Origin of the sequence: Mycobacterium ahvazicum (assembly GCF_900176255.2) — a bacterium.
GTDB classification, from domain to species: Bacteria; Actinomycetota; Actinomycetes; order Mycobacteriales; family Mycobacteriaceae; genus Mycobacterium; species Mycobacterium ahvazicum.
Genome location: NZ_FXEG02000001.1, coordinates 62,937 through 87,634 on the forward strand (window position 1 = coordinate 62,937; position 24,698 = coordinate 87,634).

At 66.2% G+C, this 24,698-nt stretch carries 26 protein-coding genes; 13 read left to right on the forward strand and 13 right to left on the reverse strand.

The features are described 5' to 3' along the window. Positions 1-59: 59 nt before the first annotated feature. Positions 60-1,484 carry an EspB family ESX-1 secretion system-associated protein gene (espB, locus tag MAAFP003_RS00255; RefSeq protein WP_096283394.1) on the forward strand — a complete coding sequence of 475 codons (1,425 nt, stop codon included), beginning with the start codon at positions 60-62 and terminating at the stop codon, positions 1,482-1,484. A gap of 153 nt (positions 1,485-1,637) precedes the next feature. Then, positions 1,638-2,675 carry a ketopantoate reductase family protein gene (locus MAAFP003_RS00260; RefSeq protein WP_096290779.1) on the forward strand — a complete coding sequence of 346 codons (1,038 nt, stop codon included), beginning with the start codon at positions 1,638-1,640 and terminating at the stop codon, positions 2,673-2,675. 7 nt (positions 2,676-2,682) lie between these two features. Here MAAFP003_RS00260 and MAAFP003_RS00265 read toward each other — a convergent pair whose 3' ends face one another. Both MAAFP003_RS00265 and MAAFP003_RS00270 read right to left on the reverse strand, forming a co-directional pair. Beyond that, positions 2,683-4,158 (reverse strand): FAD-dependent oxidoreductase, encoded by a 1,476-nt coding sequence (locus MAAFP003_RS00265; protein ID WP_096283396.1) that lies wholly within the window; start codon positions 4,156-4,158, stop codon positions 2,683-2,685. Beyond that, on the reverse strand, positions 4,155-4,562 hold the full coding sequence (locus MAAFP003_RS00270; RefSeq protein ID WP_096283397.1) for a hypothetical protein: 408 nt from the start codon (positions 4,560-4,562) through the stop codon (positions 4,155-4,157). The genes MAAFP003_RS00265 and MAAFP003_RS00270 overlap by 4 nt, the downstream gene beginning before the upstream one ends. 86 nt (positions 4,563-4,648) lie before the next feature. Here MAAFP003_RS00270 and MAAFP003_RS00275 point away from each other — a divergent pair, with 86 nt between their 5' ends. Next, entirely contained in the window at positions 4,649-5,206 is a 558-nt protein-coding gene (locus MAAFP003_RS00275) for a TetR/AcrR family transcriptional regulator (protein ID WP_096283399.1), read from the forward strand. Positions 5,207-5,210: 4 nt separating this feature from the next. Then, positions 5,211-5,633: a nuclear transport factor 2 family protein gene (locus MAAFP003_RS00280; RefSeq protein ID WP_096283401.1), complete on the forward strand. Its 423-nt coding sequence runs from the start codon at positions 5,211-5,213 to the stop codon at positions 5,631-5,633. Positions 5,634-5,641: 8 nt separating this feature from the next. On the opposite strand, the gene MAAFP003_RS00285 is transcribed toward MAAFP003_RS00280, so the two are convergent. After that, on the reverse strand, positions 5,642-6,157 hold the full coding sequence (locus MAAFP003_RS00285; protein WP_165796261.1) for a nuclear transport factor 2 family protein: 516 nt from the start codon (positions 6,155-6,157) through the stop codon (positions 5,642-5,644). 33 nt (positions 6,158-6,190) lie between these two features. Between MAAFP003_RS00285 and MAAFP003_RS00290 the strand changes: the two genes are divergently transcribed. Then, positions 6,191-7,072 (forward strand): TIGR03854 family LLM class F420-dependent oxidoreductase, encoded by an 882-nt coding sequence (locus MAAFP003_RS00290; protein WP_096283403.1) that lies wholly within the window; start codon positions 6,191-6,193, stop codon positions 7,070-7,072. A 12-nt stretch (positions 7,073-7,084) separates the two neighbouring features. Here MAAFP003_RS00290 and MAAFP003_RS00295 read toward each other — a convergent pair whose 3' ends face one another. Both MAAFP003_RS00295 and MAAFP003_RS00300 read right to left on the reverse strand, forming a co-directional pair. Beyond that, complete coding sequence (locus MAAFP003_RS00295; RefSeq protein WP_096283405.1) at positions 7,085-7,660, reverse strand: hemerythrin domain-containing protein; 576 nt, start codon at positions 7,658-7,660, stop codon at positions 7,085-7,087. After that, the gene (locus MAAFP003_RS00300) at positions 7,653-9,098 is read right to left on the reverse strand and encodes an MFS transporter (RefSeq protein ID WP_096283407.1); all 1,446 of its coding nucleotides are present in this window, start codon (positions 9,096-9,098) and stop codon (positions 7,653-7,655) included. The genes MAAFP003_RS00295 and MAAFP003_RS00300 overlap by 8 nt, the downstream gene beginning before the upstream one ends. A gap of 118 nt (positions 9,099-9,216) precedes the next feature. Here MAAFP003_RS00300 and MAAFP003_RS00305 point away from each other — a divergent pair, with 118 nt between their 5' ends. Next, entirely contained in the window at positions 9,217-9,936 is a 720-nt protein-coding gene (locus MAAFP003_RS00305; RefSeq protein ID WP_096283409.1) for an NUDIX hydrolase, read from the forward strand. Here the strand turns inward: MAAFP003_RS00305 and MAAFP003_RS00310 are convergent, their stop codons facing one another. Next, positions 9,937-11,007, reverse strand: a complete 1,071-nt coding sequence (locus MAAFP003_RS00310) for an LLM class flavin-dependent oxidoreductase (RefSeq protein ID WP_096283411.1) — start codon at positions 11,005-11,007, stop codon at positions 9,937-9,939. A 167-nt stretch (positions 11,008-11,174) separates the two neighbouring features. On the opposite strand from MAAFP003_RS00310, the gene MAAFP003_RS00315 reads away from it, so the two are divergent. Continuing rightward, positions 11,175-12,116 (forward strand): alpha/beta hydrolase, encoded by a 942-nt coding sequence (locus tag MAAFP003_RS00315; protein WP_096283413.1) that lies wholly within the window; start codon positions 11,175-11,177, stop codon positions 12,114-12,116. A 3-nt stretch (positions 12,117-12,119) separates the two neighbouring features. On the opposite strand, the gene MAAFP003_RS00320 is transcribed toward MAAFP003_RS00315, so the two are convergent. Then, on the reverse strand, positions 12,120-13,379 hold the full coding sequence (locus MAAFP003_RS00320; RefSeq protein WP_243393718.1) for an MFS transporter: 1,260 nt from the start codon (positions 13,377-13,379) through the stop codon (positions 12,120-12,122). 286 nt (positions 13,380-13,665) lie between these two features. Between MAAFP003_RS00320 and MAAFP003_RS00325 the strand changes: the two genes are divergently transcribed. The 3 genes from MAAFP003_RS00325 (at position 13,666) to MAAFP003_RS00335 (ending at position 16,159) form a co-directional block, all read left to right on the forward strand. Beyond that, a complete protein-coding gene (locus tag MAAFP003_RS00325) occupies positions 13,666-14,427 on the forward strand; it encodes an ABC transporter ATP-binding protein (RefSeq protein ID WP_207768437.1) in 762 nt (253 codons plus the stop codon). Further along, on the forward strand, positions 14,424-15,389 hold the full coding sequence (locus MAAFP003_RS00330) for an aliphatic sulfonate ABC transporter substrate-binding protein (RefSeq protein WP_096290781.1): 966 nt from the start codon (positions 14,424-14,426) through the stop codon (positions 15,387-15,389). Before MAAFP003_RS00325 ends, MAAFP003_RS00330 begins: the two co-directional genes overlap by 4 nt. A gap of 71 nt (positions 15,390-15,460) precedes the next feature. Further along, positions 15,461-16,159, forward strand: a complete 699-nt coding sequence (locus MAAFP003_RS00335; RefSeq protein ID WP_165796280.1) for an ABC transporter permease — start codon at positions 15,461-15,463, stop codon at positions 16,157-16,159. Positions 16,160-16,163: 4 nt separating this feature from the next. On the opposite strand, the gene MAAFP003_RS00340 is transcribed toward MAAFP003_RS00335, so the two are convergent. Beyond that, positions 16,164-17,129, reverse strand: a complete 966-nt coding sequence (locus tag MAAFP003_RS00340; protein WP_096283421.1) for a 2-hydroxyacid dehydrogenase — start codon at positions 17,127-17,129, stop codon at positions 16,164-16,166. Between the two features lie 120 nt (positions 17,130-17,249). On the opposite strand from MAAFP003_RS00340, the gene MAAFP003_RS00345 reads away from it, so the two are divergent. Together MAAFP003_RS00345 and MAAFP003_RS00350 are read left to right on the forward strand one after the other, a co-directional pair. Beyond that, positions 17,250-18,191: an alpha/beta fold hydrolase gene (locus tag MAAFP003_RS00345; protein WP_096283423.1), complete on the forward strand. Its 942-nt coding sequence runs from the start codon at positions 17,250-17,252 to the stop codon at positions 18,189-18,191. 26 nt (positions 18,192-18,217) lie between these two features. Next, the gene (locus MAAFP003_RS00350; RefSeq protein ID WP_096283425.1) at positions 18,218-19,015 is read left to right on the forward strand and encodes an adenylate/guanylate cyclase domain-containing protein; all 798 of its coding nucleotides are present in this window, start codon (positions 18,218-18,220) and stop codon (positions 19,013-19,015) included. Here the strand turns inward: MAAFP003_RS00350 and MAAFP003_RS00355 are convergent, their stop codons facing one another. The 4 genes from MAAFP003_RS00355 to MAAFP003_RS00370 form a co-directional block, all read right to left on the reverse strand. Next, positions 19,016-20,233, reverse strand: coding sequence for a GNAT family N-acetyltransferase (locus tag MAAFP003_RS00355; protein ID WP_096283427.1), 1,218 nt, complete (start codon positions 20,231-20,233; stop codon positions 19,016-19,018). A gap of 224 nt (positions 20,234-20,457) precedes the next feature. Continuing rightward, on the reverse strand, positions 20,458-20,877 hold the full coding sequence (locus MAAFP003_RS00360; protein WP_096283429.1) for a hypothetical protein: 420 nt from the start codon (positions 20,875-20,877) through the stop codon (positions 20,458-20,460). A 10-nt stretch (positions 20,878-20,887) separates the two neighbouring features. Further along, positions 20,888-22,099, reverse strand: a complete 1,212-nt coding sequence (locus MAAFP003_RS00365; protein WP_096283431.1) for an acyl-CoA dehydrogenase family protein — start codon at positions 22,097-22,099, stop codon at positions 20,888-20,890. 37 nt (positions 22,100-22,136) lie between these two features. Next, positions 22,137-22,748 carry a TetR/AcrR family transcriptional regulator gene (locus MAAFP003_RS00370; protein ID WP_096283433.1) on the reverse strand — a complete coding sequence of 204 codons (612 nt, stop codon included), beginning with the start codon at positions 22,746-22,748 and terminating at the stop codon, positions 22,137-22,139. Between the two features lie 153 nt (positions 22,749-22,901). Between MAAFP003_RS00370 and MAAFP003_RS00375 the strand changes: the two genes are divergently transcribed. Continuing rightward, complete coding sequence (locus MAAFP003_RS00375; protein ID WP_096283435.1) at positions 22,902-23,789, forward strand: fructose bisphosphate aldolase; 888 nt, start codon at positions 22,902-22,904, stop codon at positions 23,787-23,789. A 14-nt stretch (positions 23,790-23,803) separates the two neighbouring features. Here MAAFP003_RS00375 and MAAFP003_RS00380 read toward each other — a convergent pair whose 3' ends face one another. Next, positions 23,804-24,637 carry a DUF1707 SHOCT-like domain-containing protein gene (locus MAAFP003_RS00380; protein ID WP_165796263.1) on the reverse strand — a complete coding sequence of 278 codons (834 nt, stop codon included), beginning with the start codon at positions 24,635-24,637 and terminating at the stop codon, positions 23,804-23,806. Between the last annotated feature and the right edge of the window lie 61 nt (positions 24,638-24,698).

The window sequence follows — 24,698 nt, forward strand, 5'->3', positions numbered from 1 at the left end:
TACACTATCACCGTAGTCACTTGACTACACCAACGAAACTCCGAGGGGAACGATCTGCCATGACACAGCCGCAGACGCTGAGCGTGGAGTACGAGGAGCTGATGGCCCGAGCCGACGAGCTGGAGGCCCCGATCCCGGGCTTGCCTACCGAAAACCCCCAGGCCCCGTGCGTCCTACCGATGGTGATCACAGCGGCGGCTCAACTCGCGCTGTCCGCCGACAACATGCGGATCTACCTGGAAGCCGGCCAACGAGAGTGGGAAGCTCTGGCCGAGTCCCTGCGCAATGCCGCCAAGGCCTATGAAGAGGTCGACACCGGCGCCGCGGTGGCCGTCGACGGCGGCGATGAGTCCGTGTCGGCGGTGACGACCGGAACCCAGATGAAAAGCATCGCCCCGCCGCCGCTCACCGACACGCAAATCGCTGCAGCAGGCGAAGAGGCGCCGTACCGCGACGTCAAAGAGGCAGCGCAGGAGATCAGCGAACCCGATCAGGGCGCGGGGTTCACCAGCTTCGCCGATGCGTGGACCGCGTATCAGCGGGCGTTGTTGGAGGCCGCGTATCGGTTCCGGCCCTTCGAGTCCTGGGAGGGCGACGCGCGCTACGCGGTAGAGGCGAACTTCGACCAGCAACGGGCGTGGCTGTACCAAATGGCGGATCTGTGCGGCCTGATGGCGACCCAGGCCCGCGGCGTCGTATCGACGCAAAGTTGGGCGCTTCCGGAGCATCCCACGGTGCAACAGGTCGAGGACCTCGACTACCTCTGGTACCAGTGGCAGACCACCTATCCCTGGAAGATGCAGTGGTCCGACCTCAAGCCCGTGCTGGAAGAGGAGTACGCCGCGCTGCAGGAGAGGTCCGAACAGGTGCTGGGCGAATACGAGCAGCGGGCCGCTTTGCCGCTGCCGCCGATCAGTCCGCCGATGGCTCCCGCCGCCGGTGCCGTCGTGCCACCGATCGACCCCGGGGCCTACGACGTCGGTCCCGGCACCGAAACGCCCTATTCCGACTCTCCCTACGGGGAGCTGCCAACGGCAGAGAACCGATCGGAGTTGGGTGCCATGCCCGCTGCCGAGACGGCCGCGACGCCGACCGACGCGACCCCGGGCAGTGCTCCAACCGCGGTGCCGGACCCGTCGAAAGCGGCCGGCATGAAACCCGCGTCGGCCGGTGGCGCCGGGATACCGCCGCTGCGATCGGTCCCCTTGATGCCACTGCAGGCGCCGGCCGAAGGAGGAGGGGGCCTCCGGCCGGCGCCGGCAGCACTTACGCCAGCGGCACTGGGCCGCGTTATGCCGGGGGGCGCAGGCGCGATGGGCGCGGGCGGCATGGGCGTGCCGCCGATGGGTGCGCATGGCGGCCAGGGACAACAGGCCGGCAAGGGCAAACGCCGGCAGGCCGACGCATCGATCTACACCGAGAACCGCGCCTGGACCGAGGCCATCCTCGGCCGGCGCCGACCGAAGGATGCCGCAGACCACTGAGGGAAAGAGGGAGCGGGCCTTCTTCAGAGGTTGTTGGTCGCGGGGTGCCAGCAACCTCCGGCGGAGGCCCGCTCTCGTATGCTCACCCGAGCTCCCAGCAAGCCGACGTAACCTCGCGCAGGAAAACATGGGAGCGGACGGAAGGTGGGCCAATTGTCTGCGGAAGTTGACCACCGATACGTGATCGTCGGCGCCGGCGCGATCGGCGGCACCGTGGGTGGGGTGCTGGCCCGCGCCGGTATCCCAACGGTGTTGGTCGCGCGCGGCCGGCATGCCGAGGTCTTAGCCGCTGAAGGCATCACGCTCAAGACGCCCGACGGCGCCTTCCGTACCGCGGTCAGCACGGCGCGAGGACCCGACGACATTCGGTTGACCGATCGTGACGTCCTGGTGTTCGCCACCAAGACCCAGCAACTCGATGCGGCACTACAGGAATGGGTCGACCGACCCGTCCATGGCCCGGGCGGTGGCACCGCGGGTGAGCGACTGCCGGCGATGACCGCACTCAACGGCGTTGCCGCAGAAGAGAAAGCGCTGCGCTACTTTCGCCGGGTATTCGGGGTGTGCGTGTGGTTGCCCGCCGTGCACCTGGAACCGGGTGAGGTCATCGTGCGAGCGTGGCCGGTGGTCGGGCAGTTCCACATTTCGCGGTGGCCCGCGGCGCTGTGCACGCGGGAGGACGCCGACCTGCTTTCCGCCCTCGCGGAATCCTGGACAGCGGCCGGCGTGCTGGTCCGCACGCCCGACGACGTCGCCCCATGGAAGTACAACAAGCTGCTGAGCAACCTCGGCAACGCCGTGGGCGCCCTCACCGGCGACACGGCCGGCGAGATAGTGGCCGCGCTGCGACGCGAGGGCGAAAACGTATTGCGGCACGCGGGAATCGAATTCGTCTCGTTCGAGGTCTCGACGGCCACCCGGGCCGACGGGCCGACGATACGGCTGGTGCCCGGATCGAACACCGGACCGAGCAATTCCACCTGGCAATCGCTGAGCCGCCAGACCGGTAACGTGGAGACCGACTTCCTCAACGGCGAGATCGTCCGGCTCGCTCATCAACACGGCATCGAAGCCCCCCTGAACACCGCCTTAGCCCGCGCTGCCCGGGCAACGGTCCTCAGTGGCCAGGGTCCCGGACGCTATTCGGCCGAGCAGCTGGCACAACTGGTGGGGGTCGACAGAATCGGCTGACGGCCAACTACTTTGCTAGACAGTCGAGTTCACGACCCGTCCAACGCGCGAGCGCCTCCGCGCCCGCGGTCCGGTCGGTTGAGGCACCCGCCCAGGCGATGTAGCCGTCGGGACGCACCAATACTGCCGGTCCCTCGTCGGCCCGCTCGGCCTGCGCGAGTCCCGCCGCGTCGATCGGGTCCGCGCCCCGCTCGCGGATGAAGACGAACCCGGGCAGGCGCTGCAGCTCGGTGAGCCTGCCGTGCCGCAACGGAATCTGCGTGGCACGGGTGCCTACCAACGAACTTTCGCCCTTGTGGTGGGGATACCGCAGCGTTGTTCCGGCGAAGCCCCCGGCGATCGCGTCACGCACGCGGGGAACGCGAAGAATGTTGGGCGCCAGTAGATTTCGAACGGCGCGAGCGACTGGCTGGTGGAGTTTGATGCCGCGGGCCATCAAGCCGGACTGCAGCAGCACTCGTTTGCCGATCGGATGACGCTCGTCGTGGTAGGTGTCCAGCACGGCGTCGTCCGCGCCGGTGAGCGCCGCGTCGATCTTCCATGCGAGGTTGGCCGCGTCCTGGATGCCGGTGTTCATGCCCTGACCGCCCATCGGGGAGTGGACGTGTGCGGCGTCGCCGGCCAGGAACACTCGCCCGTGCCGATACTGCGCGACTTGGCGTTCGTCGCAATGGAATCGGGACTTCCAGCCCACGTTGAGCAAGCCGGGATCGGGATCTATCGCCCGGGCCAGGATGCCGCCGATCTCGTCGGAGTCGACGGGCACGTTGTCGGGTTGCTGATTCGTGCGATCCCAGACCATCGCGCGGTACCACGCACCGCTGGCATCGCGATCATCGTAGGGGGCCAGAAACGCGAACTCGTTGCGAGTACTGCCCAGCGTCAGGCCGCGCCCGGCGGGTCCGTGCGCGAGCAACACATCGGCCAGGACGATCGACGACAGGATCGTGCGGCCGGGGAAGTCCGCACCCACCAATGCGCGCACCGTGCTGTGCGCACCGTCGGCACCGATCACATACTTTGCCCGCCAACGGGTGTGCGGCCCCGCTTCGTCGCCGTGCGGTCGCACGGTCACCGTCACGCCGTCGTCGTCCTGGTCGAGGCCGATGACTTCGACACCACGTCGGACGCCGGCGCCCTGCGCGGCGGCGTAGTCGGCCAGTGCCCGATCGACATTGGTCTGCGGCGTGATCATCGCGAATTGATACGGCGAGTCGAGGTGGGTGAGGTCGATGCGGGCACCGCCGAAAATCGTGACGCCCGGTGCCTGATGCGAACGCGCTAAGAGGTCTGCGGCGAGCCCCCGGGCGTCGAGGACCTCTAGCGTGCGGGCCATGGTGGCGAAGGCCCGGCTGGACGGGTTGACCGTGGGCCACCTCTCCAGCACGGTGACCGAGCGGCCTGAGCGAGCGAGATCACCGGCGGCGGTCAGTCCAGTCGGTCCGGCGCCGACGACGAGCACATCGACGTGGTGGACAGTCATCGCGCCACCGCTTCCGGGTGCGGGTACCAGCGGCGGATGTCGTCGGGCGTCGCTACGGCTGCGCGATTGAAGACGAAGCGGCAGTCGGGCTGGGTGATGTGTGCGGCGTTGACGATCGACTCGAACAGCAGCGTGTTGTTGGGGATCAGCCGCACGCCGGCACCGATGAGCACCGCGTCGTATCGCTTGGCCTCCAGCCAGGTGCGGGCTTTGTCGGCACCCGCATCGCCGAAGTCGATGAGGCAGTTGTCGACCTCGTAGCCCGCGTCGCGCAGCGCGGCCACGTTGTCGTTGTTCGCGGTGCGCAGCTTTTTCCGCGACAGGCCCGGGAATTGCGCGAAGTCGGGTGAGGAGTAGTCGATGACGTCGGGATCGAGTCCGATCTGGATTGCTGTGACGGCCATGGCCGTACCCCCGTTCAACAGTTGTTGAAATCAAACGGTAGGCCGGAGCGCTGATGATGTCAACAATTGTTGAATACACTTTCCCCATGGCGCCCAGAGCCCGCGACGCAGCGGCCACCCGGTCGACGATCCTGACGACCGCTCGTTCGCAATTCGGGAACCACGGTTTCGAACGGACCACCATCCGATCGGTGGCGTCGGAGGCCGGCGTCGACCCGGCGCTCGTCATGCACTACTTCGGAAGCAAGGCAGAGCTTTTCGCCGCGGCCTCCCGATTCGACGTCAAGTTTCCCGACCTCACTGGCATTGCCCCCGAGCGCATCGCCGATCTGTTGTTGCCGCTGTTCATCGGCGTGTGGGGACCGGAAGGGCCGCTGCTGCCGCTGCTGCGCGCGGCGGCGACCAACCGCACCGCCGCGGACGCGCTGCTCGCGATGTTCGTCGATCAGGTGACCCCGGCACTATCGGCGGTCGTCCCCGATCGCGCCCACGAGCGCGCCGCCCTGGTGGGATCGCAACTTCTCGGCCTCGCGACGGCCCGCTACATACTGTGCATCCCGTCCCTGGCCGACATGGACGACACCAGGCTCATCGAATGGCTGCGACCCGTGTTCGTGCACTACCTGGTGAATCCGGCACCATGATCTGATGCATCCCTTCCGGAAGGCGGTCGAGGACCGCGACGAGGCAGCCATCCAGGCCTTGCTGTCCGACAACGTGGTGTTCACCAGCCCGGTGGCGTTCAAGCCCTATGTCGGCAAGCCGATCACCGCGGCGATTCTGCGCGGCGTACTGCGGATCTTCGAGGGCTTCCACTACGTCCGCGAGATCACCGGCGCCGACGGCCGCGACCATGCGCTGATCTTCGAGACCGGCCTATCCGGGGCGCCCGGCGTCAAGATCACCGGCTGCGACTTTCTGCATTTCGACGAGGACGGCCTGATCGACGACTTCATGGTGATGGTGCGTCCGCTGTCCGGCGCGACGGCGCTGTCCGAGGCGATGGCCGCCCAGTTCGGCCGGATCCAGCAGGAGGCTGTCCAACTGGCCGAGAAGTTCGCCACCGCCTGACAGCGGCGCTACTTCAGGACCGCACCGAGGATCCCGACGCGCCCGGCGTCGGCTTCGCGGCGCAACACCGCGGTGGCCAGGTCGAACCGCACGCCAGGAACCGTTTCGTTGACGAACGGATTTCCGGTCCACCAGGTGATGCGGCAGACCCGGTGAGTGATCCGCCAGCCGAGGGGAGTGCGTACCCACGCATCGTCGTACCAACCGCTGCCCTCCCAAAGGGGGTTGCCGTCGACGGCCTTGCGTACCAGCCGCCAGCCGCCGTTGCAGAAGCTGTGCGCGCGGTCTTGATCGACCTGGACCACATGGGTGGACATGGTGTGCTGGGTGGAATCGAAAGGGTCATGGAATGTGGCGAACTCGGACTTGAACCGCTCACGATCCGTCCAGCGCGATGCCGGACCGTAGTCGGCATCCACATCGTCGGCGAAGATCCGGTCGAACAGTTCCCAGCGCCGGGAATCGACGGCCAGGCCGTAGAGGTTCACCAATTGAGTGATCGCCGTAACGTCGCTGTCGGTCATGCTGCTGGATAGTAAGCGCGAAGGGAGACGCGGGTGAAGATTCGCTTCGGGGTCGGACTTGGTGCGGACAGCACACCGGACCAACTCGCCGGCATCGTCGATCATTTGGAGAGCGCCGGCGTCGACTCGCTGTGGTTCTCCGAACTTGTCTATGCACCAACGGTGGATCCGATGGTCGGGATGGCCTATGCGCTCGCCCGCACCACGCAGTTGAAGGTGGGCACTTCGGTCGCGGTGCTGCCGGGACGCCATCCGGTACTGGTGGCAAAACAACTGGCGTCGTTGGCGGCTATCGCACCCAAGCGGGTTCTTCCGGTCTTCGGTTTACGGTCGGCGATCCCGGCCGAGCGTGAGCTGTTCGCGGTCCCGGACGGAGAGCGCGCGGCGGTGTTCGACGAGTCGCTGCGGGTGCTGCGCTGGGCGCTGTCCGAGGATCCGGCCGGCTATCACGGCCAGTACTTTACCGTCAGCGGTGCGGCGATCACGCCGAAACCTTTTCCACCACTGGATATTTGGCTGGGTGGTTCGGCGCCGGCGGCATATCGCCGCATCGGCGCCCTGGCGGATGGCTGGTTGGGCAGCTTCCTCACCCCCGCCGAGGCGCGGGCGGGGCGCGAAGCGATCGAGCGCGCCGCCGATCAGGCCGGCCGCCAGATTGAGCCAGATCACTTCGGCATCTCATTGGGCGTAGGCGACGGCGAATTGTCACCAGAGTTGGTCGCGGCGGCCCGCCGGCGTCGGCCCGACGTCGATCCCGCCGACCTGATCGCCGCGGACTGGGATCAGCTGCATCGCCAACTCGACGGCTATCTGGACGCGGGGTTGACGAAATTCGTCATTCGCCCGGCCGGCGCGGAGCCGGTGGAAGACTTCGTCGATCGATTCGTCGCCGAGCTGGCGGCCCGGCAGAACTGAACACGGCTGCGCCTATTGCCCTTTGAGACTGCCGATGTGCAATGAGAAGTCTTGCGGCTTCGACGGCGGGGCGTTTTCGACGCCCTCGACATAGGCCTCGGGGTCGCGGTCGACGATTTCGATTCCCTCGGTGGTGGGGTGCCGGGTCATGAATTCGCTGTACTGCTGACCGAGCGCTACGCGCAGTCCGATCGGGGCGTTGCGGCGAAAGTCTGCCAGGCCTTCGCGTTCCTCCTCGGCCATATGGTCGTCGTTGGCAACTCGGGTGCGGCCCACCGCCGCCCACCACGATTCGGTGCCCACCGAGGCGGCGTTGGCGTCGCGCACGCCGCCGCGAATGTCGTTGTGATCACCGATGGCATCCAGCGTCTCGCCTTCGGGGTCGTCGGCTCCGCGTTGGAGCAGTTGCGGGTAGAAGATCTTCTCTTCGATGTAGGCATGTACGTCGAGCTTGTCGGCCAGTGGACGCCAGACTCGCGCGAGTGCGCGGGGGTTGGGCGGCGTCTGGGCCTGCAACTCGTCCAGCTTGGCGAATTGTTGGCGGAACCAGTCGTGGTCGTCGAGGATCAACATGGTGATGTCAGCCATTGCAACTCCCCGCCTTCTGCGCCTCGCGGTCATGGTGTCCGACGTCGACGGCAGCAGTCAAGCCGCTGCCTTCGGTCTTCCACCAGACTGCCAGCGCGACGGCGATCAACGCCGAGGCGCCGGCGGCGGCGGCGATGAACACCCAACCGCGCCGGACCGCGGCCAGATCGATGCCGGGCTGGTAGATCATCGTCAGGATTGCGGTGCCGAACACCGTGCCCAACTGCCGAGCGGTATTCGTCAGTGCCGATCCGGCGCCCCATCGGTGTGACGGCAGGGCCAGACCGCTGACGGCGGAAAGGCTGGGCATGACCAGGCCGACACCTGCCCCGGTAAACAATTGTCCCGGAAGGAAATCAGCGAGGTAGTGCGGCTCGGGACCCACCCGGCAAAGCCAGACGGCGATTCCGACCGCATACAGTGTGGCACCTGCCGCGGCGACCGCGCCGATCCCGAACCTGCCGATCAGCCGGCCGGCGAACGTCAGCGACACAACCACCACGACCGCGGGACCGGGTGACAAACACCAACCGGCGGCGGCGGGTGCCTTGCCCCACACCGTGGTGAGCAGCATGACGCTGCCCAGCAGCATCGCACCGAACGCCGCGGCGAACAGCAACAGCGCCAGGCAACTCGACCACATGGGGACCACGCGTACGGCAGCCAGGTCCAATGCCGGGGAGGGATGACGCAGCGAACGCCAGATCGCCAGTGCCAACGCGCATCCGGCGCCGGCGACCGCGATCACGATCTTGCCGGTGTCAGAACCGGGCACGGGCAGCTCGATCAGGGCCCACACCAAAGCCCCGACGCTGAACACAAGACTCAGCGCGCCGAACAGGTCAGGCATCCCACCACCTGTCGTAGCGGTCTCCGTGAGAACCCGCAGACCGGCCACCAAGGCCAGCACCGCCACCGGCAGGTTGACGAAAAAGATCCAACGCCAAGATAATTCGACCAGCAGCCCGCCGATCGGCGGGCCCAGAGCCGCGGCCATGGCGGCCACCGCCGACCAGGTGCTGACCGCAACAGCCCGCCGCCCCGCGGGCACAGCGGCCATCAGCAGCGCAAGCGAACTCGGCATCAGCATCGCGGCGCCGAACGCTTGCACCACGCGGAATGCCACCAGCAGCGCAAAGGATCCGGCCAGCCCGCAGGCGGCCGACCCCACAGTGAATACAGCCAACCCGCACAGGAAGATTCGGCGATGGCCGTAGCGGTCTCCCAGGCGGCCGGCCGGATTCAGGAACGCCGCGAAGACGAGGGTGTAGGCGTTCAGGATCCAGGACATCGCACCGAGATCGGACGTACCGAAAGCGCCACGAATCTCGGGGAACGCGATGTTGACGATGAACAGGTCCAGGCTGGCCAAAAACGACGCGGCGGAAACCACGACCACCGTCGCGGTTGCTCGGGTGGTCGAGAACTGCGTGGTCAAGGCCGCCTCGCGGATCAGGTGATTGGTCGACGGACGCCGCCGAACGCTGGATATAGCAGACTATACCGTGCAGTACCGGCCGCCGGATGTGAGAAACCTCTCGGCTTAGGCTGCAGTCGTGACCATTCCCTATGACGAGGCGCTGCGCGAACAGGTTCGCCGCAACGTCGCCGCCCACGATCGTCGCATCGTGACAGACCCGAGCAAGCGGCACGCCGCCGTTGCCGTGGTGCTCGTCGATTCGGAGGTCGGCGAGGACCGGGTGGACCCGGTGTCCGTGGAGGACTGGAATGCCGGCCGCCCGATGCCGTCCGCCGATCTGGACGGGCGCATGGTCGACGTGTCCGGTGGTGCGTCATTCCTGCTGTGCCGCAGAACTTCTCGCCTCAGCTCGCATGCGGCGCAGTGGGCGCTTCCCGGTGGCCGCCTGGATCCGGGGGAGACGGTGGTCGACGCGGCGCTGCGTGAGCTGCATGAGGAAGTCGGGATCGAACTGGCAGGCTCGACCGTGCTGGGACTACTCGACGACTACCCGACTCGTTCCGGATATGTCATCACGCCGGTGGTGATTTGGGGCGGTGGCCGGCTCGACCTTCATCCGGCGCCCGACGAGGTGGTGGCGGTTTACCGCGTGGGGCTGCACCAACTGCAACGCGACGACTCGCCGCGGTTCATCACCATTCCGGAAAGTCCGCGACCGGTCGTGCAGATCCCACTGGGCAACGACCTGATACACGCGCCTACCGGTGCGGTGTTGTTGCAGCTGCGCTGGCTGGGCCTGGAAGGCCGGGACGACCGGGTTGACGGGCTGGAGCAGCCGGTCTTCGCGTGGAAGTAGTTACCCGACAACTACATTGGTAGCCGTCTGGGCTGCCAGCGGCCGGCTGGGAATCCGCTCCCGGAGAACCGGAGCGACGTCGGACTGAAACAGCTCGAGGCTACGACGCTGTTGGTCTGGTGTCACGCCGTCAATATCGGCGGACAGGTGCATCACTTCGTGGCCGAGCTGCTCGTGGTATCTGCCGACCTTGTCGATCACCTGCTGGGGGCTGCCCACCAATGCGGAGCTGCGTTCGACGAAATCCTCGATCGAGTCGAACACCACCGGGACTCCCGCGCGGCGCGCGAATGTCAGGCGGGCCTCGAACATCGGCCGGTAGGCCGCCACTGCTTCCTGCGACGTTCGGGTGACATAGAACCCAGCGGTTCCCGCGCCGACCAAGGCATCTTCGGGGCGGTGTCCGTAGAACTCCCACCGCTGCCGGTAATGGCGCACCAGCTCCGCGTATGGCTCGATGGGGTTGACGACATTGGCGGAGAAAATCGGATCACCGTGACGAGCCGCGAGGTCGACGGAGTCCTTGCTGGTGGCGCTGCCGTGCCAGATCCGTATCCGGTTCTGCAGCGGCCGGGGAAGTGTCTTGGCGTTGACGAGCGGCGGCCGGAATCTGCCCGACCACGTCACGTTCTCGCTCTCCCATAGCAGGCGAAACAGCTCATAGCCTTCGCGGTTGCGGTCCCACTGGTTCTCGGCCGTCACGTGAAACAACTGGGCCTGTGCCGTCCCGTTGCCCTTGCCGATGATCAGCTCCAGGCGCCCGCCGGACAGGTTGTCCAGCGTGGAGTAGTCCTCGAATGCGCGCACCGGGTCGAGCAGGCTCAACGTCGTAACCCCGGTGAACAGGCCGATTTTCGAGGTACGCGCCGCGATGTTGCTGAGCACCACCGGCGGCGATGAAGAGATGAACGGGTCTTCGTGGCGCTCGCCGACCGCAAAGCCGTCGAAGCCCAGCTCCTCGGCGAGCACCGCCTTCTCGAGCACATCGCGCAAACGAACAGCCGGGCTCTTCTTCTCACCTGAGACAGGGTCCGGCACATGGGTGATCAGCGTTATCAGCAGAAACTTCACTGGTATGTACGAACCGATCGGTCCTCGACTTCATTCCATCCGGGCGGCGAGATAAAGCGCGCCGATATACACAGTTCGCACACGAGCGGGCCATCGATCTAGCCAGACACCGATCGCCGGGGGCAAACTAACGAACGACATCGCCGCTGATCGATTCAGGAGTGCCCATGACGACGTATGCGTTCGATCCGGAAATTGCTGCGGCGCTGCCATATCTGCCCGACCTGCCGGGTGGCGACCCGTTGGTCATTCGGGCGGCGATGTCGGACCTCATCGCAGCGCTTCCGGTGCCGGACGCCACGGGACTGCGGGTCGAGGAGCGGGAAATCCCGGGTCGCGATGGCGATCCCGCGGTTCGGATCCGCATCTACTCGCCGGATCAGCGCAGCGCCCCGGCCGCGGTGTACAGCGTCCACGGGGGCGGGTTCATCGCCGGTGACCTCGACACCGAACACGGCTCGAACGTCTTCCTTGCCCGCGAACTCGGCGTCGTCGTGGTGTCTGTCGACTACCGGCTCGCACCCGAAACGCCGTTCCCCGGCGGCCTGGAGGACGTGTACGCCGGGCTGGTCTGGATGGCCGAGAACGCGGACGAATTGGGCATCGATGCGCAACGCATCGCCATCCACGGGATGAGCGCCGGAGGCGGACTCTGTGCCGCGCTGGCGTTGCTGGCTCGCGACCGCGGCGGGCCGCACATCGCGTTTCAGTTCCTGTCGGTGCCCGAACTCGACGACCGACTCGCCACGTCGAGCATGACCGACTTCATCGATACACCGCTGTGGAGCCGCCCCCGAGCGATCGTCAGCTGGGACTGTTATTTAGGCGCGGGTCGCGCCGGAACCGACGACGTGCCGATCTATGCCGCGCCGGCTCGTGCCACCGATCTGGCCGGTTTGCCGCCGGCGTATGTCGCGGTTATGCACTTCGACCCACTTCGCGACGAAGGCGTCGCCTACGCGGTGGCCATGCTGGCGGCCGATGTGAGCGTTGAATTGCATTTGTTCCCAGGAACTTTCCATGGCTCGATGTTGATCCAGGACGCGGCGATATCGAAGCGCGAAGAGGCGGAGAAGATCGCCGTGCTGCGCCAAGCGCTGGCACTGTAGCGATCACACTGGCTGAGATTCGTTCTGCCGATGGCCGTTTCGGCGCAGCCGCACCGCCCGCGCTGCGGCGGTCGCCAGCGCCAGCACCGCCATCACCGTGAGGATCGTCGCGGCGGCTTTCGCGGACCCGATGGTGCTCAGCAGCATCGGCAGGCCGAAGCCGATGTAGCTGACCGTGTAGAACGTGCCGGTGAGGGCACCGCGCAAGTGTTGCGGCGCGGCGGCTTCCAAGTCGATCAGGCCCTCACGGAGCAGCAGCCCGGATGCGCAGCCCAGCACCACCAGTAGCGACAACGCCACGGTCAGCGGCATTGTCGACGGCGCCGCTGCGGTCACCGCGTAGCCGAGTGCGGCCAGCACGGCGCCAACGGTGCCGGTTTGCGGACCCCACTGCCGCGCGCGGGCGATCAATTGAGTGGTGCCGCTGACGCCGTTGGTGATCAGCGCTGCGGTTCCCGCGGCCAGCGGGGCGGCGAGTCCGGTGTGCACGTGGGTGGGGACCGTGACGAAGGCAAGAGTCGCCGAGGAGTACACCCATGGCGACAGGGGTAGCGCCCAGCTCAACGCCCGCGTGATGTCGGGGCGTGCCGACGTGGTCTGCTTGTGGACGGACACGGATAGCGGTGCGGCCACGTCCGTGCGCTGGGCTGACACCACCGCGACGACCGTGGCGAGCACGACCAGCGCGGCGGCGATGCCGAACGACTCCCACAGCCCGGATTGCCCCACCGAGGCCATCACGCCAGATGCGAACGGGCCCAAAGCGAAACCGGCCGTCAGGACGGCGCCGGCAATCGCGGCGCCCGCCGGCCCCTTCATGTCCGAGGCCCAGGCGGTGCACGAGCTGACCACGAGCCCGACTCCGGCCCCGACCACCAGGCGGCCCCCGAGCAAGACCGGAGTATGCAGTGACAGCAGCATCGCGACCGTGCCGGCCAGTGTGGTGATCGACCCCGCCCACGCCACGGGCTGGCGTCCCAGTACGTCCGATAGCCGGCCGCCGATGAGCAGGCCGGGCAGCAGTCCCACCGCGTAGATCCCGAAGATCGCGTCCAGCGTGGTCCGATGGAAATGCTGGTGATCGCTGAGCGCCGGGATCAACCCGGCGAAATGGTTGGCCGCCCACCCTGTTGCCAGCAGGACGACCAGCACCGAGGCGAACAACTGTCCGGATCCCCTGGATTCACCGCGTTCGTCTTGTCCATGCGGTTCCACCGTCGCCGGTAGCGCCCGGCGCGGCGCTGCCACATTTGACCTGCACACGAATTTCTCCCAGTCTCTGCACGCGGTTGATGGACGAACTGTGTATCGCGGTGATATCGGCCACAGCGTTCTGCTTTTGGAAGCGCGACGCGAAAATCAGCGCTGCACCCTGTCCACAGACGGCGACGCCCGAGTGGTTATTCCGACTGGCGATACAACGACGGTTGTCAACCCCAAGACTGCCCGGCGGGGCGGGGTTTGAATCATGCCCGAAGCAAACCTGGTGGTCTGTCACAACGATTCCTAGGCTGCGCGGGTGATGTCGACCAATCCGGCGCCGGCCCGGGTGTCCCTTCGCGGTGTCGACCGCACGTTCGGAGCACATACCGTGCTGCACGAGGTCGACATCGAAATCGAGCCGGGCGAGGTGGTCGCGCTACTCGGCTCGTCGGGCAGCGGCAAGTCCACACTGTTGCGGCTCATCGCCGGTCTCGACAGTCCGAGCGGGGGGCGGATCGAGATCGACGGCGAAGCGGTGCGCGGAATCGACCCACGCTGCGCGGTGGTGTTTCAGGAGCCGCGGCTGCTGCCCTGGCGATCCTTGGCCGCAAACGTGGCCTATGGGCTGGCGCCCGGCACGGTACGCGCGAAAGGTATTGGTGCAGTTGAACACTGGCTTGAGGTCGTCGGGTTGCGCGAGTTCGGCAAGCACTATCCGCGGCAAGTCTCCGGTGGTATGGCGCAGCGCGCCGGCCTCGCGCGGGCTCTGGCGCGACGCCCGCGCGTTCTGTTGCTGGACGAGCCGCTGGCCGCCCTTGATGCTCTGACACGACTGCGGATGCAAGACCTGCTCGATGCCGTGCAGCAGGAGGCAGGTACGACAACGGTGTTGGTGACCCATGACGTGGACGAGGCCGCGATCCTCGCCGACCGAGCGCTGATCCTGCGCACGGATGACTCGGGCGGCGGCGCCCGTATTGCCGCGACGCATGACGTCGCGATACCCAAACCACGCGACCGCGGGGATCCGCGAATCGCCGCGTTGCGGGAGCAATTGTTGGACGAGCTCGGTGTACCCCGACGAAACAGTGAGGCAAAAGCATGGTGAAAGGTCGTTACCTGACTTCGATTTCGGTGATCGCCGGCATCGTCGCGGTATCGGGCTGCGGTTCGAATGCGGGCCCTACGGCGTCGAGAGACATCCATCTGGATTACGCCTACTACAACCCGTTGAGTCTGGTGGTGCGTGACCAGCACCTACTGGAAAACCGCGGTTACAACGTCACATGGGTGCTTTCGGCCGGCAGCAACAAGGCCAACGAGGGGCTGCGGTCTAAAGCACTGGACATCGGATCGACCGCTGGGTCCGCCGCATTGGTCGCGCGGGCCAACGGATCGCCGATCAAGGTCGTCGACCTCTATGCGGGCGGTGAGTGGACGGGCCTGGTCGTCACCAAGGACTCGCCGATAAATTCGGTAGCCGATCTCAAGGGCAAGAAGGTAGCTGTTACCAAGGGCACCGACCCGTACTTCTTCCTATTGCAATCGCTTGCCACAGCGGGACTTTCACCGAGCGATATCGAGATCGTCAACCTGCAGCATGCCGACGGCAAGACCGCGTTGGAACGCGGCAACGTCGATGCGTGGTCCGGGTTGGATCCGTTCATCGCACAGACCATCCAGCAGCAGGGTTCGCGATTCATCTACCGCAACCCGAGTTTCAACACCTTCGGCGTCTTGGACGCCCGCGAGGATTTCATCGCCGATCACCCCGAAGCGCTCCAGGCGGTCGTCAACAGCTATGAGGAGGCCCGCAAGTGGGCGAAAGCGCACCCCGATCAACTGGCGGCATTGCTGGCCTCGCAGGCGAACATAGCGCTCAGCGTGGCGCAGGAGGAGCTGAACCGGACGCTGGTGGATATCGACTCGGTGCCGGGGGACCCGGTGCGCACGGTACTGACGCGGGTGGAGCCGCTGGCGGTAGCGGACTCCGATATAAAGTCCGACGACGCGGGCCGCAACGCGTTGAGCACGCTGATCGAACCGAAATTCGCTCAGCAAGCGCACTGACGTCGCGGTCGGGCCGGCTGGCGAAGTTGCCGCTGGCGTTAGTGGGACTGATTGTCCCGGTGCTGCTGCTGGTGAGCTGGCAGCTCGCCACCGCGACCACGGGGTTCTTCTCGGCTAGCCAGCTTCCTCCTCCCGGTGACGTGGTGTCGGCACTGGTCGGACTCATACGGCGTGGCGAACTCTGGAATCACCTGCAGGCCAGCGGTTCTCGGGTGCTGGTCGGCTATATTGCGGGCGCCGTCGCGGGGCTCACGCTGGGTTCCCTGGTCGGGCTGTCGGTAATCGTGCGCCGATTGCTGGCGCCGACTGTCGCGGCGTTTCGCACCGTGCCTTCGCTGGCGTGGGTTCCTTTGCTGCTGTTGTGGTTTGGCATTGACGAGACGCCCAAGATCCTGATGGTCGCCATCGGCGCGTTTTTTCCCGTGTACACGACGACGGCATCTGCGCTCTCACATGTCGACCCGCAGTTGGTGGAGGTGGGACGGGCCTACGGTCGACGGGGCGCGTCACTGCTGGCTACGGTGATGTTACCCGCCGCTGCACCGGAATTGGTGAACGGGCTGCGATTGGGCCTGGCAAACGCGTGGCTGTTCGTGGTCGCCGCCGAACTGATCGCGTCCTCGAAGGGCCTGGGGTTCCTGCTGCTGGACAGCCAAAACACCGGACGCACCGATGTGATGTTGTTGGCCATCGTCCTGCTGGCCGCGCTGGGCAAATTGACCGACAATGCCCTGGCCACCGTGGAGAAGCGGCTGGTGCGGCGGCGCTAGTGGATTATCCGCGGCGGCGCAACACCGGTGTCACCAGCTCGCCGGTGTTCAGGTAGCTCTCGAGGTTGCGGATCGTCAGCAGTGCCATGGCCCGTCGGGTGCGGGCTGTCGCACTACCGATGTGCGGGAACAGCACCACGCTGTCCAGATCGTAAAGCGCCGCAGGAACATTGGGCTCGTCGGCGAACACGTCCAGGCCCGCTCCGCCCAGTGCGCCGGCGGCGAGCAACTCCACTAGCGCGTCCTGGTCCACGACACTTCCCCGAGCAATGTTGATCAGATAGCCGTCGGGACCCAACGCCGTGAGGACGGAGCGGTCGACGAGATGACGAGCCTGCTCGTCGCCGGTCGTGGCCACGACCAGCACGTCGACCGATTCGGCCAACTCTTGCGGCGACTGGGCGTAACGATACGGCGATCCGTCGATTCGGTGCCGGTTGTGATAGACGATGGCACAGTCGAATCCGAGCAACCGGGTAGCGATTGCCGATCCGATGCGGCCCAATCCCAAGATGCCGACCTGAAGGCCACTGACATCTCTGGCGTAGGGGAATTGACCCTCGTTTGCCCAGCGGCCCGCCCGCACGTAGCGGTCGGCCGCACCGAATCGGCGCAGTGTCATCAGGATCAGGCCCAGCGCGGTGTCGGCGACGGTGTCCGACAGCACATCCGGAGTATTGCTCACACCGATGCCCCGTTGTCCGGCCGCGGCCAGGTCGATCAAATCCACTCCGGCGCCGTTGTTGACTATCGCTTCCAGATTGGGCAGCGCTGCGATGGTTTCGGCGTCGACGCTGTAGCGGCCGGAGGTCACCACCACGCGAATCTGGGCCGCATGCTGCGCTAGGAACTCGGCGCGCCGCGGACCGCTTGGGAGTAAGGGAATTTCGTAGCGAGCCGCCAGCTCTTGTTCGAAGGTGGGCTCGAAGCTGTCGCCGATCCGCAACACGTCGCTCTTCTCGACCGTCACCTATGCATCATCTCCCACCGCATCCGGGCCGGCATCGCCGGCATAGGCGGTACGAAACGCCGTGCATGACCTTGCCCGGAATTCCGCTATGCACGGCCGGCCTAGCTGCACAATGACGCGATGCAGATCGTAGATAGCGCCCGTAGACTCCTGTCGGCCATCGCAGTGCTGGTCGTGCTGGTCGGTTGCGGCGCCCATCACCAAGCTGCGCCAGGGTCGGGCGGTGGCGGCGACTTTGCCGGTCCGATCGAGATCGGCAACGGCCGGCATCTGTATCTGGAATGCCACGGAAGGGGCAGTCCGACAATCATTTTGGAATCCGGTTATCACAACTCGTCGGATCCGTGGAATCAATCCGAGGTGGTTGCCCCAGCTGTCGGTCCGGGTGTGCTACCTGCGCTGGCCGACGACCACCGCGTTTGCGCCTACGACCGGCCCGGCACCTTGCGCTATCCCGACCCACCCAGCATCAGCGACCGCAGTTCACCGGTTGCGATGCCACGCACCGCCCAGGACGTTGTCCAAGATCTGCATGCCTTGCTGGCCGCCGCACATCTGCCGGGCCCCTACGTTCTGGTCGGGCACTCGCTCGGTGGGCTGTTCATCCGCCTGTACGCGCAGACCTATCCCGAACAGGTGCGGGCCTGCGCGTTCGTCGACGCCTTCGCCGTCGAGATCCCGGGCCTGATGGGATCGGACTGGCCGATCTACCGCCAACAGCTGGATCACCCGTTGCCGCAGTTCGCGAATGCGGATTCGTTCGAGGTGATCGACATCGACAAGAGCATCGCGCAGGTCGCCGAGGCGCGACCTTTCCCGCCGGTGCCCACCGTCGTATTGACGAGGACCGAGCCGTTCGCGGTTCCCGGCAGCGTCTCGGATGAGCAGAGCGCCACGCTGGAGCGGGCCTGGCGAGACGGCGCGTCGGATCTGATCGCGCTGCGGCCGCAGACACCGCACCTGGTCGCGACCGACAGCGACCACTTCATCCAAATCCGCCAGCCCGACCTGGTGGCGGCCGGTGTACGCCTGGTGATCCAGAGGTCTGCCGAAAACCGCTGACGAAGCGCTGCGGCATACTCGGCCCAATGACGGGGGTGCTGACTGTGGTCGCTGTGGCCGAACTCGGCGGCCTGATCACGCTCGGCGTGCTGCTGATCGTGTCGCGACGCCAGCTCAGCGGCGCGCGCGCCGCACTCGAACGCAGCCGGCGCAGCAGTGGCCGGCGCCGCCGCCGACGCGGAGTCGCCCCTTTTGCCATCAGAACCGCATTCAAGACGGCAGATTCGCTACTCACCAAAGGCGTCGGCGCGACGGTCCGTAACTCGGTCGAAGACCTGGCCGGCTGGGCGCAGGTGGAACGGCCCGACCTGGCCAGGCTCACCGCCGATGGTGATGTCGTGATCGCCTTCTCCGACATCGAGGATTCGACCGCCCACAACGAGGCTTTGGGTGACCGCGAGTGGGTGCGGGTGCTGCAACAACACAACAGGCTTGTCCAGAGACTCGTCGACGACCACGGCGGACACGTGGTGAAGAATCAGGGCGACGGATTCATGATGGCCTTCGCCGATCCCCGTCAGGCCGTGCTGTGCGGCATCGGTGTGCAGCGCGCGCTGCTCGAAGACACCGAAGGCATTCGCGTCCGGATCGGCATGCACCTCGGACCGTCGGTCCGGCGCGGCGGCGACCTTTTCGGCCGCAACGTCGCGATGGCGGCCCGGGTCGCCGGGCAGGCCGATGGCGGCGAGATCCTGGTCAGCGAATCGGTGCGCGACGCGATCGACGGCGCACCGGATATCGAGCTCTGCGCACCGTGCGAGGCCGAGTTGAAAGGCTTCCAGGGCAGCCACAACCTCTACCCGGTCCGGGTATTCAAAGACTGATCAGAAAAACGTTCCCGCATGGGGTGCTTCGGGAACGGCGAACAGCCGGTCGGCCACGGCCAGCATCGCCGGATCCTCGGCCCGCGCCAGCCCCGCCACGGCAAGACTGCGCCAGGTCGTGCCGCCCAGCAGCACCGCACCCAGCCCCTCGATCCCGACGTGCAGATCGGCGGGCCGGGGGGTGGCCTCGACGCCATCGTCGGTAATCGTGTAGCTGGCCGAATTCTTCGGCAGCAGTGGGTCATTGACGGCGACGGTGACGGCGCCGGCGCCGGCGTAGGAGCGCGCCGCCAACGCACGTTCCGCGTCGACGACACGCAGCCATGTTTCGTCATGCACCGCGGTCACCTTGACTGCCCGGCGGTCGACCAATAGCGACGGCAGCGGATCATCGAGCGGCAGCATCCAAAACGTCACTCGGTCAATCAGATCCAGCCCGAGCAGGAAGCGCAGCAGCCCCAGGTAGGCCTCGACGGTGGGCGCGAAGAAATCCTCGACCATAATGGTGCGCTGCTCGCTGACAAACCACCTGTCGGTGTCGACGGGACGGTAGCGGACGAAACCCGACTCGTCGCCCGGCTCGCCGTGCACGGCGACATACCAAGCTCCAGAAGACAATTCGGTCCGCAGCCGCACGCCCTCCCACCACACGCCGGGCCGGTCGATGGTCCCCGCCCGGGATGGGCGATGGGCGTCATAGATGCGAGGCAGTATCTCCCAGGCCTCGGCGGCGCCGACAAGTCGCACCGGGCCACCCGTCGCGACTCCGGGACGAAACGCTGCCCGCGCGGTCTGGACCTGCGCGCTCTGCATAGCGCTGGCCACGCCGTAGCCATACCGCCCGTAGATCGTGGCCTCCGACGCGCGCAACGATGCGACCACCTCCCCTCGCGTGGTGAAGTCGGCTAGCTGGTGGCGCATCAGGTCGGTGGCGATGCCCCGCCGGGTGAACGACGGCAGCACCCCGATATCCGTTACCGCGGCGTGGCTCACGGCAACTCCGCCGGGCAGGGTCAACCTGTTGGTCACGGCATAGGCGGTGCCGACCAGTTGTCCACCGACGAACGCCCCGACCATCCGTCCGGGGTCGATCATCTTGGTGATCTGGCCGGGGGGCAGATCGGATATCGGTGGAAAACCGACCATCGCGACGCGAAAGACGTTAAGCGCAGCGATGAGGTCGTCCTCGCTGTCGAGAACCCGGAGCTCGGTGGTCATGTGGTCATCATGGTGTGAGCCCGCGCCGCCGACCCAACCGGCCTTCGCATTCGTAGCAGCACCGGCAGCATGAGCACCGCCGCGGCCAGCCAGGACACGGTTGGCAACCAGGGCAAGGCGGCCGCGGTGCCCTCATCACTGTCGGAAAGGATTACGGAGCCGGTAACGGAAGTCGTTCGAATCAGGACAATTCGGGGCGAAGAAGGGACGAAAAGCGAACAGTGTCAGCCGATGGACGTGATTCCCGCATTGGAGATCGTGAACCCTTTGCCCCCGGAGACCGTGCAGGTCACCCCGTCCAGTTTCGACGTGCAACTGAAGGGGCCGACACTCGCGGTCTGATCGTAGGCAAGGGTCGGCGTGGTCTCGGCCGGATTGCCGACACACGAAGCGCCCTTACAGCTGGTGACGACCCCACCGGTGGACAGGTGCGCCGACTGCTCCGGCGAAAGGGTCTGGCAATACACCTCGTCGGGCAGACCGGGTTCGCGCTTGTAGTTGACCTCGCAGCTGATGTTGCGCGACGGAGACAAAAACGAGCACAGCGATGCCGTGCAGACGGGGTTGTCCGCGGCCGCCAGGGGCATGCTTACGCGGGAGCCGAGGACGATGGATCCGATTGTCGCGACGACCGCACGTTTCATGCTGTCAAACCTAACGGATCGGCAGCCCGGTCAGCGCCCGCGAAATCACCAGGCGCTGGATTTCGCTCGTCCCCTCGAAGATGGTGAAGATCTTGGCGTCCCGGTGCATCCGCTCCACCGGGTAGTCACGGGTGTAGCCGTTGCCGCCGAGAATCTGGATGGCCTCGTCGGTGACGTAGACCGCGGCCTCGCTCGCGACCAGCTTGGCCATCGAGCCTTCGGCGGAGTCGAAGTTCTGGTTGTTGCGGGCCATCCAGCCGGCACGCCACACCAGCAGGCGGGCGGCGTCGACCCGGCTCTTCATGTCGGCGAGCTTGAATGCCACCGCCTGGAACTCGCCGATCTTGCGGCCGAATTGCTCACGCTGGCAGGCGTATTCGAGTGCGTACTCGTAGGCGGCCCGGGCCACGCCGACGGCCATCGCGCCGACGGTCGGCCGGGTGCGCTCGAAAGTCTTCATTGCCGCCTGGCCACCCGCCGACGCGCCGGATTTGACCCGCGCGATCCGGGCCTCGAATTTCTCGCGGCCGCCGAGAATGCAGTCCTCGGGCAACCGGACATTGTCGAGAACCACCTCGGCGGTGTGCGACGCGCGGATGCCGTGCTTTTTGAATTTCTGGCCCTGCGATAGCCCCTTGGTCTCCGGCGGGATGACGAACGACACCTGGCCGCGGGTGCCCAGCTCCGGATGGACCGACGCCACCACGATGTGCACGTTGGCGATACCGCCGTTGGTTGCCCACGTCTTGGTGCCGTTGAGCACCCACTCGTTCGTCGCCTCGTCGAACCGGGCCCGGGTGCGGATGGCGCCGACGTCAGAACCCGCATCGGGTTCCGACGAGCAGAACGCACCGAGCTTGGGGTCGCCGGGCGTACCGAACATCTCGGGCAAGTACTGGCCGAGCTGCTCGGGAGTTCCGTTGCCCGCCAACGCCGCTGCGGCCAGGCCGGTCCCCATGATGGAAAGCGCGATGCCGGCGTCGCCCCAGAACATCTCCTCGAACGCGGTGAGGAAGCCCAGGCCGGTCGGTTCGGCGGCCTGCTGCGCGAAGAAGTCGGGAGAGTAGAGGCCCACCTTCGCGGCCTCCTGGATCACCGGCCACGGGGTTTCCTCCCGTTCATCCCATTCGGCCGCGGCGGGTCGGATGGTTTCGGCCGCGAACTGGTGCACCCAATCGCGCACGTCGATGACGTCGTCGCTCAGTTGCAGTGAGAAAGTCATAGTTCCACTCCTGGAAGAGGTTGATACGCTTGGATTTTCAAGGTTTTCTGGGGTTGGTGTGTTGTGCGAGGACGCTGACGGTCTGAGTCACCCAGGCTTCGAAATAGCGATCCTCGTCGACGTTGCCAGGCAAGCGTCCGGACAGCGCCTGCAGCGTCGCCGCGTGAGACAGCGAAGCGATCGCCACGGCCGCCGCGGCCTCGGGATCCGGGATGCTGGTACGGCCGGAGCGATTGGACGCGGCCAGCTCGTCGGCGAACCGTTGATAGGCGTTGTCGGTGATGACCTGCCAGGTCTTCTCGTCGAGATCGCCGAGCTCCTCGGGTTCGCGCAGCATGACCTTGAGCAAATCCTCGCTTTGGTTCAGATTGCTCCAGATCAGTTGCCCGGCGGTACGCACCGCTTGCTCGACGCTGCCCGGCTGCCCGGCATCGAACTGCTCTCGGGCGGCGACGATGCTGTCGATCCGTTGGGTCACCGCCGCCTCCAGCAGTTCACGCTTGGAGGCGAAGTGCTTGTACAACGCTCCCGATCCGGGGGCCAGGCCCGACGCCCGCTGGATGTCGGCGACAGACGTCGCCGCATAGCCCTTGGCGGCGAAGAGCTTCAGCGCCTCCGCCAGCAGTCGATCGCGTCCCGAATCGGGCATGGTGAGAGAGTACTCACTCACCATGGCGATGGCAAACCGGGCGCGGCACCTGCACTAGCCCCGGGTGGCGTCCGTGCGCAATGCTGGGACCCGGGGTCGCGGGTTCGGCGCACCCGGGCCCGGCCCGGATCAAGCAACGACGGAGGGATCGCAGTGAACGAAGAGCAACGCAACGCGATGGCGTCGGGGCGTGGCTTTATCGCCGCGCTGGACCAAAGCGGCGGCAGTACGCCAAAAGCCTTGAAACTGTATGGGATTGAGCAAGACACCTACGACAACGACGAGCAGATGTTCAACCTCATCCACGAGATGCGTGAGCGCCTGATGGCCAGCCCCAGCTTTTCCGGCGACAAGGTACTGGCCACGATCCTGTTCGAACAGACCATGGACCGGGCCATCAACGGCGAAGACACCGCGGCTTATCTGTGGAAGCAGAAGCACATCGTGCCGTTCGTGAAGGTCGACCAGGGCCTCGGCGATGCCGAGAACGGTGTCCAGCTGATGAAGCCGATGACCAAACTCGATTCACTGCTGGATCGGGCCGTGGACAAGGGCATATTCGGCACCAAGATGCGCTCGTTCATCCAAGAGCCCAACGAGGCGGGCATCAACGCCATTGTCGACCAGCAATTCGAGTACGCCGCCACGATCGCCGAGCGCGGATTGATGCCGATCGTCGAGCCCGAGGTCAGCATCAAAAGCCCGGACAAGCCCAAGGCGGACGGCCTGCTAGTGGCCGCGCTGCACGCAAAACTCAATGAGCTGCCGGGCGACCGGCAGGTGATGCTCAAACTGACGTTGCCCGACGAAGACAACCTCTACGCTGCGCTGATCGAGCACCCCCGGGTGCTTCGGGTGGTCGCGCTGTCCGGTGGCTACAGCCTCACCGAGAGCTGCGAGATCCTGGCCCGCAATCACGGACTGATCGCCAGCTTCTCGCGGGCGTTGACCGAGGGACTGACCGCCCAGCAGAGCGACGCGGAATTCGACGAGAAGCTCGGATCGAACATCGCGGAGATCTACGCGGCGTCGATCACCTAGGCGGGCACCCCGGGTCAACGCGCCGGGGGCGAGACCTGTGTGACGCTGCCGTCGGTGCCGACCGCGATCGACCCGCTGAGCGGCCCGTCGGAGGCGTGGATGCGCAGGCTCAGTGGTCCTTCGCGATGAGATTCGACCGTCAAATAGATTCGGCTGGCGTCGTAGATGTGCAGCGTCTGCGGTGCCTGCTGCACGACGCCGAGGACGGCCTGCACGTCGAACTTGGCAAGGTCACCGACTGCGGAGTCCGGCAAGGCGGACGGAGTGGGACCAAGGTTCATCCAACTGCCGTCGCGGTATACCCACGTCACCACCTTGCGTGCATTGGCGGTGTCCGGACGCATCACCACCGCTTGGTCTTGGTAGACGTTCAGCTGATAGCCGAGGGTGTCGCCGAACTGGGTGCGCATCTGCGCCAGCAGGGCCGTCATTCCGGCGAAGCTCAGCAATTGCTGCGGCTGCGGTGCCGCACTCGCGGTGTTGCCCGGGGAGCCGATGCTGGGCGACGTCGTGGTCAGGTCCGGCGCAGGCGTGCCCGATGGCGTGTTCCACTGCATCACGGCGAAACCGGCACCCAGCAGTAAGAGCACCGCGGCCGCCGCGCCCGCGATCCAGATGGCCCGGCTACCGACTTTCGGCGTCGGGTGCGCCGGTGCGACCGGGGTGTGATGGATTTGCAGGTCTGAAAGCAGCGATTGCAATTCGCTCAGGGTGGTGGCCTTGGTTGCGGCGCTGATCCGCTGGCGGTGTTCTTCTGTCGACAGCTGGCCGTCGCCGAGTGCCGCGTCGAGTGCTTGGCAGGCGTTGTTGCGATCGGCGTCGGTAGCCCGGGTGCTGTCGCTGATCACAGCAAACATCGTAGGAGGCGCGGTGGAATACCGCGCCGGTTCCCGGCGGGTAGTCGATCGC

Bases quoted from the DNA above. Each gene is read 5' to 3' on its own strand.
- espB (WP_096283394.1), top strand. From the start codon at position 60: ATGACACAGCCGCAGACGCTGAGCGTGGAGTACGAGGAGCTGATGGCC.
- MAAFP003_RS00265 (WP_096283396.1), bottom strand. From the start codon at position 4,158: ATGACTGTCCACCACGTCGATGTGCTCGTCGTCGGCGCCGGACCGACT.
- MAAFP003_RS00270 (WP_096283397.1), bottom strand. From the start codon at position 4,562: ATGGCCGTCACAGCAATCCAGATCGGACTCGATCCCGACGTCATCGAC.
- MAAFP003_RS00275 (WP_096283399.1), top strand. From the start codon at position 4,649: ATGGCGCCCAGAGCCCGCGACGCAGCGGCCACCCGGTCGACGATCCTG.
- MAAFP003_RS00280 (WP_096283401.1), top strand. From the start codon at position 5,211: ATGCATCCCTTCCGGAAGGCGGTCGAGGACCGCGACGAGGCAGCCATC.
- MAAFP003_RS00285 (WP_165796261.1), bottom strand. From the start codon at position 6,157: ATGACCGACAGCGACGTTACGGCGATCACTCAATTGGTGAACCTCTAC.
- MAAFP003_RS00295 (WP_096283405.1), bottom strand. From the start codon at position 7,660: ATGGCTGACATCACCATGTTGATCCTCGACGACCACGACTGGTTCCGC.
- MAAFP003_RS00315 (WP_096283413.1), top strand. From the start codon at position 11,175: ATGACGACGTATGCGTTCGATCCGGAAATTGCTGCGGCGCTGCCATAT.
- MAAFP003_RS00345 (WP_096283423.1), top strand. From the start codon at position 17,250: ATGCAGATCGTAGATAGCGCCCGTAGACTCCTGTCGGCCATCGCAGTG.
- MAAFP003_RS00350 (WP_096283425.1), top strand. From the start codon at position 18,218: ATGACGGGGGTGCTGACTGTGGTCGCTGTGGCCGAACTCGGCGGCCTG.
- MAAFP003_RS00355 (WP_096283427.1), bottom strand. From the start codon at position 20,233: ATGACCACCGAGCTCCGGGTTCTCGACAGCGAGGACGACCTCATCGCT.
- MAAFP003_RS00360 (WP_096283429.1), bottom strand. From the start codon at position 20,877: ATGAAACGTGCGGTCGTCGCGACAATCGGATCCATCGTCCTCGGCTCC.
- MAAFP003_RS00365 (WP_096283431.1), bottom strand. From the start codon at position 22,099: ATGACTTTCTCACTGCAACTGAGCGACGACGTCATCGACGTGCGCGAT.
- MAAFP003_RS00370 (WP_096283433.1), bottom strand. From the start codon at position 22,748: ATGCCCGATTCGGGACGCGATCGACTGCTGGCGGAGGCGCTGAAGCTC.